The sequence below is a fragment of the Flavobacterium beibuense genome (assembly GCF_004151245.1).
GTDB lineage: Bacteria > Bacteroidota > Bacteroidia > Flavobacteriales > Flavobacteriaceae > Flavobacterium > Flavobacterium beibuense_A.
Map to the genome: position 1 here is coordinate 436,211 of NZ_JUIW01000001.1, position 13,399 is coordinate 449,609.

At 39.2% G+C, this 13,399-nt stretch carries 3 protein-coding genes and 1 pseudogene; all 4 read left to right on the forward strand.

What is annotated here, in order from left to right:
• The first annotated feature begins 48 nt into the window (after window positions 1-48).
• Window positions 49-7,596 (forward strand): choice-of-anchor J domain-containing protein, encoded by a 7,548-nt coding sequence (locus tag NU09_RS02135; protein ID WP_129749597.1) that lies wholly within the window; start codon window positions 49-51, stop codon window positions 7,594-7,596.
• 79 nt (window positions 7,597-7,675) lie between these two features.
• On the forward strand, window positions 7,676-8,611 hold the full coding sequence (locus NU09_RS02140) for a type IX secretion system membrane protein PorP/SprF (RefSeq protein ID WP_129749598.1): 936 nt from the start codon (window positions 7,676-7,678) through the stop codon (window positions 8,609-8,611).
• A gap of 23 nt (window positions 8,612-8,634) precedes the next feature.
• A complete protein-coding gene (locus tag NU09_RS02145; RefSeq protein ID WP_129749599.1) occupies window positions 8,635-10,494 on the forward strand; it encodes an OmpA family protein in 1,860 nt (619 codons plus the stop codon).
• Window positions 10,495-10,593: 99 nt separating this feature from the next.
• Window positions 10,594-13,399 (forward strand): annotated as a pseudogene (locus NU09_RS02150) (hypothetical protein); the annotation flags it as partial.

Sequence of the window (13,399 nt, forward strand, 5' to 3'; positions counted from 1 at the left end):
GTTTACGTGATTAACAACTGCTATTAACTATTCTAAACACTATTAACTATGAGAGAAAAATTACTAATAACGTCAAAGTTATTGGTGAAATTCCTGAAAATATTTTCAGGGCTTTTCCATCCGGTAGTGCCTAAAAGCGTATTAGGTAAAGCATCTTTTTTGATGTTTTTTCTGTTGTTTGCTTTTACAGCAAATGCGCAATTAGCAACCGAAACTTTTGAAAGTGGAATACCAGCCACATGGGCTCAGGCCAACAATGGGCTAGGTACAACACCTTTTGGTATTTCTACAGACGGTTACAATTTAAGCACAGGGGCTGCTTTTATTAACCCGACTGCAGAGAACATTGGGGCAGGCAACACTGCTCAGTATTATTTGGTAACACCTTTAGTAAATGTTTCTAATGGTGACCAGATTAAATTTTATACAAAACAGGGTGATGCGACAAATCATGGTAACATATACCAGATAAAGGTTTCTACAGCATCACAAACAGATATTTCAAGTTTTACAACTACTCTTGCTACTTTTACAGAAAGTGATCTTAGTACATCTTACGGACAAAAAGTTGTTACTTTTTCTGGATTGGGTACTACTGTAGATGTTTATGTCGCTTTTGTATTAATAAACGATCAACCTGGTGCAACACCAGATGCTAACAGTTGGTTTATTGATAATGTATCTATCCAGGCACCACAGGTGTGTGATCCTGTTTTAGCTGCAAACTTTACGGTATCATCAATAGGAACGCAATCAGCAGAGTTAAACTGGACACATCCTACAACAAGTGATTTCCAAATTCAGATTGTTGCGGATGGTGCACCTCCGGGAACCACAGGGTTTGATACTGATAACTCCTACTCGGCTTCAGGTTTAGCTGTTGATACTGATTATGATGTATATATTAAGGCTATCTGTTCTGAATCTGAAAGTATTTGGGCAGGACCTTTCAATTTAAGCACAAATATTTTAGGTGTAACCTGTGCAGAGCCTATTGTAATACCGGACGATGGTAATACTTATGTATATGCAGGAAACCTGAATGTTTTTCAAAACCCGGCAGTTACTTATACTACACAGGGTTCAAACTGTTTACCTTCTACGGTAACTCAAAACTACTTAAATGGTGCTAAGGCGTTCTTCTCTTATACGCCTACTACAAGCGGACTTATTACATTAACCCACCTTATAACAACTCCAAGTACCAACGACTATGGTTCGTTACTTGTATATGATGGTTGTTCTAATGTTGGAGTAGAGTGTATAGCCGGTACTTATAATACAACAGAAGGTGTAACTAAAGTTATACCTAACCTTTATGTAGAAGCCGGTACTACTTATATTATAGTTGCTTCCTCTCAATTAACAGCAACAGCAAGTATTAGTTTTAAAATTACGGTTAGTACTGCAGACTGCCCACCACCAGCAGTATTTACGTATTCTCATTTATTGCAAAATACTGTTTCATTTTCTTGGGACAATACAAACAACTTAATGAGTAACTGGCAGTATGCAGCTGTACCTACGGGTTCTCCAGCGCCTGCAACAGGTACAGATACTACTACAAATATTGACAATCCGGTTACAGGTTTGGCAGCAGGTACGACTTATGACTTCTATGTAAGATCGGTTTGCGGTGGTGTACCGGGACCATGGAGTTTACCATATAAGTTTAAAACACAGTGTGATGTTTTTCCTTTACCATATTCTACTCAATTTACGGGAGCTTCGGCAACAGCACCTGAGGCTTGTTGGATTCCTGTAGATATTAATGGTGACAACTTTACGTGGACATATTTAGGTGGTTATGCTACTTTACAAACAAATACGTTTGCAGACTTAAATAACGATATGTTGGTTTCTCCTCAGGTAAACTTTACAGGAGGAATGAAAAGAATACGTTTTAAAGACAGGTCTACAGGAGGTGTTTCAAGTTATTCAATAAAAATTTCAACAACGGGTATAGGTGCATCAGACTTTACTACAACTGTAATGCCTGAAACGCAAATTACTAATACCGGTTTTGTTGAAAGATTTGTTTACTTACCGGTTATGACTGGTAATGTAAACATTGCTTTTGTTGTAACGCCGGGTACAGGTAGTGTGGCTACCAGGATTTCAATAGACGACGTGTATATTGAAGATGCTCCTGCATGTCCAGATCCGTTAAACCTTTCAGTAGGTACATTAACTACCTCTACGGCAGAGCTTTCATGGGATCCGGGTCTTAATGAAACAGAATGGAGAGTTGTTGTTCAGCCGGTAGGTTCTGGTGTTCCTACGGTTGAAGGAGAGGTTGCTACTACAAACGTTAACTTCCTTGCAGATGAGCTTGATCATTCAACTCAATATGAATATTATGTAAGAGCATATTGTAACAGTACCGACCAGAGTAACTGGGTAGGTCCGTTTAATTTTATTACAGAGTGTGGTACTTTTGATGTGCCTTTTTCTGAAGATTTTGATAATGATTTGGATACACATAGATTCTGCTGGACACCGGTTAATGGCAATGGAGATAACGTGGTATTTCAAAACTTCTCAGCTTCTGTAACAGATGCAAGAATACAAAGATCCGGATTTGGTGCTCCGCCTGCTTCTTTTGATGACTGGATTATTTCTCCGGCTATTAATGTTGTAGGTACTAAAGAACTTAAGTTTGATTACAAAGCGGTAGTGGGCATTTTCTTCCCTACACCAAGATTAGGGGTGGAGGTATTAATGTCTACTACAGATACTGACCCTGCGAGCTTCTCGGTAATTATGCCATTAATGGAGTTTACCAATACAGATTATATAGAAAAAGCATTATATATTAATGCCAACGGACCGGTTTATATAGCCTTCAGAGTTCCGCCAACATTTGATACTTCTACAGCGTTTTCCGGTATGCAGATAGACAATGTACGAATTGGTGAAGCTCCGGCTTGTCCTAACCCGTCTGCAATTACAGTTACAAATATTACAACTACATCTGCAGATGTGTCCTGGACAGCAGGATTTATAGAAGATCAGTGGCAGGTTGTAGTACAGCCGGCTGGTACAGGTGTACCTTCTACAGGAACAACTGTAGATGATCCGGAATACTCAGTAACAACAGGTACACTTACTTCAGATACACATTATGAGGTTTATGTAAGAGCGTACTGTAACGATACAGACCAAAGCGAATGGATTGGGCCATACACATTTAAAACATTATGTGATGCTTTCCCTGCACCATTCCTTGAAACATTTGAAGCTGACTCAACTACAGAACAGTGTTGGGTAATAAGAAATGATAACGGTGACGTAAACCACTTTATATTAAACGGTGGAACAAACCCTTATGCAGGTATAGAAACTGCAGGTATGTTTACAGGTAGTAACGGTGAGAATGACGACTGGTTAATTTCGCCAACAATTACTGTAACTGCCGGTCAGCGTTTAAGATTTTACTACAGAGTTGAAGATTCATTCTTTGAAGAAGACCTTGATATATTACTTTCTACAACAGGTATAGAGCCTGCTGACTTTACAGAGGTATTATATTCTACAGATACAGATCCTAACCCGCTTAATAACATGGAGTGGAAGGAAAAAGTGATTAACCTTACAGGTTATACAGGTAATATTAATATTGCATGGCATATACCTCAGGAAACACCAAATCCATGGGGTTACAGAGGACAGCTTTATGTTATTGATAATGTAATGATTGAAGACATACCGGCTTGTTCTCAACCTATAAATCTTACGGTTAACAATATTGCAGATACAACAGTTCAGTTAGCTTGGGAAAGCACAGGTACAGAAACAGCTTGGGATGTATATGTACAGCCGGCAGGTCTTGGTGCTCCTGTAGGAGACGGAGATCCTGCATACTTAACTTCAAACGTAACAAACAATCCGTATACAAAAACAGGATTAATTGAGGCGTCTCAGTATGAATACTATGTAAGAGCTGCTTGTGAAACGGGAGATAGCGAATGGGTAGGACCATTTGAGTTTACAACACTATGTCCGTTAGCTACGGCTTGTGAGTATACATTTACTATCACTAATCCATCATCAGGAGGTCTTTCAGGTGAAGTTCAGGTTATTCAAAACGGATTAGTTGTAGGTACGCTAGATTTAACAAGTTCCAGTGCCGGAGCAACTAATACGTACACAGTGTTCTTATGTGATGGTGTAGAGTTCTCATTACTTTGGGATGGTATAGGTTATGTGCCGGGTAACAGTGCTAATACTGTTGTTACTATACAGCAGGGTACAACCACTATTTGGACAAGCCCTGCGCCTTTTGGACCAATGAATGATGTTATTTATGAAGGTTTTGCTTCATGTAGTACTGTTACATGTCCTTATCCTACAAACTTATCTGTAAACCAAAACGGTACGCTATCATGGACTGCCGGTGGAACAGAAACACAGTGGGAAGTATATATTCAGCCTGTTGGAAACGGTACATTACCTCAGTCAGGTACTATTGTGAATACTACGCCTACTTATAGCCCTGTTGCTGCAGATTTTGATTCTTTAACAGCAGGAACTTATGAGTTCTTTGTAAGAGCAATATGTGGTGAAGGAAACGAGAGTTTCTGGTCAGGTCCTTACGAGTTTGTTAGAAACGATTCTTCTGCAAATGCCATTGCTTTAGAAGTAAACCCAACAGAAACATGTGAGGTTTCATCCGCAAATGCATCGTTCTATGGTGCTACGGTTTCTTCTGAGCCTATGTCTTGTGCAGGTAACAATAATGGAGACGTATGGTATGAGTTTGAAGCTACCTCTACAGCACATATTGTTGAACTGATAGACTTCTCCGGAGATTATTATGCAAGTACAGGTAACCCTCCTCATCCTAATGTAACATTAACACTTTATCATGTTGATGGTACTACACTGGAAGAAATGTCTTGTTCTTATAACAATGCAATTGTTGCTGCTTACTCAACTGCAACTGTAGTGGGAGATACATATAAGATAAGATTATCACTTAACACGGGTGCGTCTAACAAATATACATTTAGTGTATGTGTTAAAACACCAAACGACCTTTGTGCTATAGATGCTGTAAACGGAAGTTTTGAAAACCCTACAACAGTATTTGGACTTTTAGATAACATGACAAGGTATGAAGTAACTTCAGGATGGAGATACAACATGCCGGACTGGGATTCTATATTCTATTTTGATGCATATAATGCCGAAGGTGTTGTTGCTTATGACGGAACACAGGTAATCCAGTTATTAACGCCAAATAATCCTTATGATCCTTCAGATATGGTTAATATTCAGGGTATCTATCAGGATTTTGACAGCTCAGAGGTTACACAATACAACTATTCTTATGCTGTGTCTACAAGATTCCAGGGTAATATAATCCAGGCATTTGCAGGTCCGCCTTCAGGTCCGTTTGTATTACTGGAAGAAGTACCAACTACAACCGGATGGCAGTTTATTGAAGGTACTTATGATGTTCCTGCAGGGCAGAATACAACAAGAATTATTTTTAGAGCAAAAGATAATGGTATAGGTATTTTATTAGACGCAGTAAGTGTTACTGCAAATAATGAAATTATTACTCAGCCACAGGAACTTGATTGTACTGAAGAGTCGATTGAGCTTGAAGCAAGAGGTACAGGTATGTGGAGTGCTGATGAAAACAACCCTACAGAAGTTGTCTTTACAGATGCTGCAAGTAGCACTACAACTGTAAGCGGACTTATTGCCAGCGGTGACTATACATTCTACTGGAATACACGTTACTGTGAAAACACTATTGTAATTGCTAATGTTGCTGTGGATGATGTTCCAGAAGTAGTTACTCCGGTTGAGTACTGTGAAGGTGCAACAGCCGATCCGTTAACCGCTCCGGCTTTAGCAGATCACACTTTAGTATGGTATACAGATCCGGTAGGAGGTACTGCATTAGCGGGAGCTCCAACACCGTCTACTACAACAGTAGGTACTACATCTTATTATGTTGCTTATGCAAATACAGAGGGATGTGAAGGATTAAGGGCACAAATTGATGTTACTATTAATGAAGTGTTTGTTCCTGTAGTAGGATTTACATATGATGCTGATACTTACTGTATGGCAGAAGCTAATCCGGTAATTACTCTTGATACAGATTTTACAACAGGTGGTACATTTACAGCTACTCCTGCAGGATTAACTATAGATGCTGCAACAGGTGAAATTGATATGACAACAAGTACTGCCGGTACTTATGATATTACTTATACTATTGAAGCTGTTGACTGTAACCCTGAAGGTACAAATACAGTAACAATAACACTTAACACATTAGTAACTCCTGTAACAGGCTTTACTTATGCTGAGTCATACTGTATTGCTGAAACAACTAACCCGGTGCCAACTACTGATGCAGGATTCTATGCAGGAGGTGAGTTTACTGCCGAAGCAGGTCTTGCTATAGATGCTGCAACAGGTGAAATAGATCTTACTAACACAACAGCAGGAGTTTACAATGTTACTTATGCGGTAGCGACAGGAGATTGTCTTGAAGGCGGAACTACAACATTTACTGTAACAATTACTGATTTAGCAGTAGCAGTTGTTGAGTTTAGTTATGATAGTCCTTCTTGTCTTAACTCAGGAGCAGAGCTTGTTCCTTCTATAGCCGAAGGCTTTACTTTTGGAGGTACATTCAGTTCGACAACACTTACTGTAGATGCAGAAACAGGTATAATAGACCTTTCTAGTGCAACACAGGGTATCCACGATATAGTTTATACTATAGACATAGATCCGTTAACATGTACAGGTGGTGGTACTTATACAACCACTGTAGAGCTTACGGAAGGTATTACACCGGTAGTTGAGTTTAGCTATGACAGTGTATACTGTTATGATAGCGAAAACCCAATGCCAACTACTCTGGGAGATTTCTTTACAGGAGGTACGTTTACTTCGGATGCCGGACTTGCATTAGATGCGACAACGGGTGAAATAGATATTATGGCAAGTACTGCCGGTTCATATGATGTTACTTATACAGTTGCTATGGATGAGGAAACATGTAATGTAGGAGGTACTTATACTACAACGGTTACAATTGCGGGAGACCTTTCTGTTGCAATTACACAAGATTGTAGAGGAGAGAATGTTTGGTTAACAGCTGGTGCTGTAAACGGAACTTTTGATAGCAATGTAAGCTATGTATGGAGAAATGAAAGCGGTGTAGCAGTAGGTAACAGCTCAGAGTTTAATGTGGCTGAATACTATGCGGCAAACGGCAGTCTTGAACTTCCTTTAGTGTTTACCGTAACGGTAACTTCAGGTTCTTGTACTGGTGAGGCAAGCTACACAGTTGAAACTATAATGTGCCAGATACCACGTGGTATATCTCCTAACGGTGATGGAGATAACGACACCTTCGATCTTACAGATCTTGGGGTTCAGGAGATCGTTATCTTCAACCGTTATGGGAAAAAAGTGTTCCATCAGTCTAACGGATACAATAACGAATGGCACGGTCAGGATGAGAAAGGCAATGAGCTTCCTGACGGTACTTACTTCTATAGCATTAATAAATCTAACGGAGAGTCAATTACCGGATGGGTTTATATAAGCAGAGAGTATTAAGTTAATTAATAATAGACAGCCTGTCTGTCTGCCATGGCAGGCAGGTTTTCTTTTTAATCATTTCACTTCACACATAGCAATGAAAAAAATATATATAACAATGGCTCTTGCCTTTGCATCAGTATTTAATGCAAAAGCGCAGCAAGACCCTCAGTATACCCAGTATATGTATACTATGAATGTGGTTAACCCTGCTTATGCCGGTTCTAAAGAAAGCCTTTCGGGAGGACTGCTTTACAGGGCACAGTGGGTAGACATAGAAGGGGCTCCAAAAACAGGAACACTGTCAATAAGCAGCCCGGTTGGTAAAAATGTAGGTTTAGGACTTTCTGCCATAAGTGACAAGATTGGTCCGGTTGAGGAAACTAATGTGTATGGCGATTTCTCTTATACATTAAATTTAGGAGGTGAGCACAGGTTAGCATTAGGTTTAAAAACAGGAGTTACTTTTCAAAATGTAGGTTTGTTTAGCGACATTGGTAACGGTTATGTGCCTTCTACAAGTGATGTGGCATTTAAGGAAAACTCAAGCAATACCTTCTTTAATTTTGGTACAGGTTTATTCTATTATACAGATAAGTATTATGTTTCTTTCTCTGTGCCAAACATGCTTAAAAACAGCTACCTGCAGGTAACTGATAGCGGACAGGAGCGTAAATTCAGTTCAAATGTTCAGCATTACTTCTTATCGGGAGGATATGTTTTCAACCTGTCTGATAATACAAAACTGAAGCCATCATTCATGATGAAATCTGCATTTGATGCGCCAACTTCACTCGATATGGCCTTAAACTTCCTGTTCTTTGAAAAGTTTGAGATAGGTGGTACTTACAGGCTGGATGACTCGGTAGGGGCTATGGTAAACTATGCAATAACTCCGGGTCTTAGAATTGGTTATGCATACGATTATGTAACATCCGATTTAAATGTTACTACTACGGCTTCACACGAGGTAATGCTTTTATTTGACCTGAATTTCAGGAAAAAAGTATCTGTTTCACCTCGATTCTTCTAATCTGTTAAAAGACATTTCTAAACATGAAAAAATTATATATAGCAGTAGGGTTGTTAATGGCATTACAGGGGTATTCCCAATCTAAAGAAACCCTGAAAGCCGATGCGCTTTTTGAAAACAGCCGTTATACTGTTGCCATAGAAGAGTACCTTCAGCTTGCTAACAGCAATAAAGCAGATGCTTATGTGTACAAACAGCTTGCAGATAGTTATTATGCTGTTTTTAATATGGATGAGGCTGCTAAATGGTATTCTAAGGCAGTTGAAACAAAACAGGATGCAGAAACATATTACAGATATGCTACGGCTCTTAAAACACAAGGAAAATATGCAGAGGCAAATAAGCAGATGGATATTTTTGCAGCGATGATGCCTAATGATCAGAGAGCGGTTTTACACAAAGCTAATCCTGATTATATCCCTTCACTAAACAGTCAGAACAAAATGTTTGATGCTACGGCGTTAGATGTAAACAGTAAAGACAAAAGTGATTTTGGGGCAGTACTGTCTAACGATAACATACTTTATTTTGTAAGTGCCAGAAATACATCGGCAACAGATGATTATGGTCAGCCTTATATCGATATTTTCAGTTCTGTAAAAAATGTTGACGGTTCTTTCTCTGAAGCTGTTGCGGTATCTGAGCTTAACACCCGTTTTCACGATGGCCCAGTAGCTATAAGCGCAGACGGTAATACGGTTTATTTTGCACGCGATGGCCATGCAGAAGGGCAGTATACAAAAGGTAAAAAAGTAAAACTTGCACAAATAGGTTTATATAAAGCAACTAAGGTAGATGGCAAATGGCAAAGCATCACGGCGCTTCCTTTTAACAGTACTTCATATTCTGTAGGGAGCCCAAGCCTTAGTGCAGATGGTAAAACATTGTACTTTGCTTCAAACATGCCGGGTGGTTTAGGTGATACAGATATCTGGAAGGTGAGTGTTAACAGTGATGGTACTTATAGTACACCGGTTAATCTTGGTAAGGATGTAAATACACCGGGTAAAGAGAATTTCCCTTTCATTACAGATAATAATGTGCTTTATTTCTCGTCTGTTTCACGTCCGGGTTATGGAGGTTTTGATATTTTCAAAGCTGATCTTACCAAAGGAGGTGAAGCTGTAAATTTGGGTAAACCGGTTAACAGTGAAAAAGACGATTTTTCTTTCAGTTTTAATACAAAGCAAAATGTAGGATATTTTTCGTCAAATCGTTCAGGCGTAGACAATATTTATGCTGCAAATCCAGTTTGTAGGGTAGAAGCTATTACAGCTGTTACAGATGTAAAGACAGGAAAGGTTCTTGCCGATGCAAAAGTGGCAATACTTGATAATGCTAAAAATAGTATCGAAACAAAACAAACAGGAACAGATGGTAGGGCTTCTTATGATGTGGAGTGTGATACTGATTATGTTCTTGAGGTTTCAAAAACAGGCTATGAGCCGGCAACAATAACTTTTGCTAAAACAGGTGAGAAAACGGTTATGATTGAGGCAGCTCTTAGACCGGTTAATGAACTGATAAAAGAAACGCATATTGAACTTGCCGATATCAACTTTGAATTTGGTAAGAGTAATATAACCAGAGAAGGGGCCAAAGAGCTTGATAAGTTAGTTGAAATAATGAATGATTACCCGGAAATGGTAATTCTTGTTAAGTCGCATACCGATACAAAAGGTAGTGCAGATTTTAATATGAAGCTTTCTGAAAAAAGAGCTCAGGCAACTGTTTCTTATGTTATTTCGAAAGGGATAAGTAATGACAGGATTTCCGGAAAAGGCTATGGTGAATCTGAACCAAAAGTTAATTGCGGGGAGAAATGTACAGACGAACAAAATGCTCAAAACAGGCGTTCGGAGTTTCTTATCGTGAAGAAGTAGTTTAAGCTACTGTTAAAATAAGATTACATAGTCAAAAATAGGTGGTTTTACAGTTTAAATCACCTATTTTTGCCGTTTTTAAAAAAGGTTAAAAAATAAATGAAAAAGATTATTACCTCGTGTTTGTTGCTTCTTGCAGGAATAACCGCAATGGCCCAAAACGAACCTAATGATTGTGTTAATGCAATTACAGTTTGTGGTAATGACACTTTTGTGTCGAATGCAAACGGAATAGGAAACGTTCAGGAAGTTACCGGTTGTGGTGGCTTTGAAAACAACTCAATCTGGATTAAAATAAACATTGCTCAGGCTGGTACTCTCGGGTTTGATTTGATACCTGATAATACAGATATCGGTGTTGATTATGATTTTTGGGTTTATCCTGCAAATGCTACCTGTGGTGCTTTAGGGGCACCTATACGTTGCTGTACCACAAACCCTGAGATGGCAGGGTTATCTAATAACCATACGGGTATGTATGGTAGTACTTTAATTACACAATCAGGTCCTGGTGCCGATGGTAATGGCTATGTTAGATGGTTAACCGTTTCTCCGGGACAGTCATATTACATTGTAATAGACAGACCTATGGGTGACGGTGGTTTTCAGCTAAACTGGACAGGTACTGCAACTGCCGGTACAGGAGCATTTCCTGCACCTCCAACAGCAAATCAGTTGGAGGAAGTAAGAACATGTAGCATAGGGGGTAATACAGGTATTTTTGATTTAGGAGCTTTAAAACCTCAAATCAATGCAGATACTACTAATAATACGATACAGTTTTTTGCCACTGCAGCTAATGCGGTAGATGGCACTTCTCCATTAGGTAATATTATATCTAATACTACAAACCCTCAGCAGATATTTGCAAAGGTTACAGATAATACAACAGGGTGTTATTCATTAACCGATTTTAATATTGCGGTATATCCGGTTCCAAACGTAACTGTATCTGCAAACCCTCAGGACGCTTGTCCGGGTGCAGATGTAACGGTTACTTTTTCCGGTCCGGCTAACGCGAACTTTCATTACAATGTAAACGGAGGTCCGTCACAGCTTCAAACACTAAACTCAACAGGTACTTTTACTATTACACAAAGTTATCTTGCCGATACGACTTATACACTTGAAGACGCTAATATCACTACTTCTGATAATACAGTGGTATGTAGCCAAACCTTAACAGGTAGTATAACAATTACAATTAATGAAATGGATGAGTTATTGTTTACAACTAACTCGCCATTATGTGCCGGAGAAGACGGTATAATAACTCTTACAGGCCCTGCTAACGGAAGTGTAGATTATACTATAGGTACAAACCCGACTGTTCAGGTAGTTGATCTTGATGCAACCGGTGCAGGTACTATTAATTTACCGGCTCTTACAGCAACAACTGATTTTGAAATTGTAAGCGTAACCGATGGAGCAGCTCCGTTTTGTGTACTTACACTAAACGAAATAGGAACTATAACAGTTACACCTACACCTGTACTTACAAATCCTGAACCGATGAACGAATGTGCAGACGGTATTACAGGATTAGGAACTTTTGATTTAGATAGTAACAATGCCGTTATTTCAGGAGGTAATAACTATGTAATTACTTATCACGCAACACAGGCAGACGCTGATAACGATACAGGTGCATTAGCATCGCCATACGAAAGTCCTACAGCAAATCAAACTGTATTTGTTCGTGCAGAGGATGCTAATAATACCAATTGTGTTGCCTTTACAACAGTTGATTTAATTACAACCAGTGCTCCTACAATTAATATGCCGTCCCCTATTGTGGTTTGTGATGACAACGCAGATGGATTCATGCAGTTTAATTTAACTTCGGTTACTGCTCAAGTTACAGGAGGCAACGCAAACTATTCGGTATCATTCTATACTTCATCTGCACAGGCACAGGCAGGAACTACACCAATTGCTAACCCAACGGCTTATACTAATAGTGCTGCGGGAGGACAAACAATATATGCAAGAGTTATAGATACGGCTAACTCAACGTGCTATTCAATAACTTCTTTTGAAATTACGGTTAATGATACACCACAGGCTCCACAGGTAATAAGCAATTATAGTCTTTGTGATTTTGATGGTGACCAACAGGAAACATTCGATCTTACAACCAGAGCAGCAGAAGTAGGGCCATATACACTTACTTATCACCTGTCTGTGACAGATGCTTCTAATCCTGCGGGAGGACAGAATGCAATTGCTGATCCAGTTAATTTTGTTTCAGCGGGAGAACCTGTTTATGTAAGGTCTCAAAATCCTAACGGATGTTTTGCTGTTACAACTTTTAATACGGTAGTAAATACATTGCCTGTAATAAATAATCCTGCACCTGTTTATACAGCTTGTGAGGAAGTGAATGGCCAGGCAGATTTTATTCTTCATAATCACGATGGAAATGTTACAGGATTCCAGGCAGGCTTTAGCGTTGCTTATTTTGATTCGCAATCGGCTGCAGAAATTGGGGATCCTGCTACTGCACTTCCAAATATTTATGTTTCTCCAACTACAGATATTTTTGCAAGGGTAACTTCTACCGCTACAGGTTGTTGGATTGTAGTAACTGTTCCGTTACAGGTTATTCAGGCTCCGGTAGCTCAAAATCCTGCTCCGCTAGAAGAGTGTGATTTTAATGCAGATGGTTCTGCAATATTTAACCTTCAGGCAGTACTTGATGCTATTGAAGGACAAATACCAAACAGTACTGCTACTGTTCATGAAACTATTGATGATGCTGACTTTGGTACAAACCCTGTTTTAAATCCTTCAGCATATAATTATATTACAATTAATAACCCTTCAGGGGTATTATATATAAGAATTCAATCGGGACAAACAGCATGTTACGACGTAGTAGAACTTCAGCTGATCGTTCACCAGG

Coding starts and splice junctions, on each gene's coding strand:
- NU09_RS02135 (WP_129749597.1), top strand. CDS start 49: ATGAGAGAAAAATTACTAATAACGTCAAAGTTATTGGTGAAATTCCTG.
- NU09_RS02140 (WP_129749598.1), top strand. CDS start 7,676: ATGAAAAAAATATATATAACAATGGCTCTTGCCTTTGCATCAGTATTT.
- NU09_RS02145 (WP_129749599.1), top strand. CDS start 8,635: ATGAAAAAATTATATATAGCAGTAGGGTTGTTAATGGCATTACAGGGG.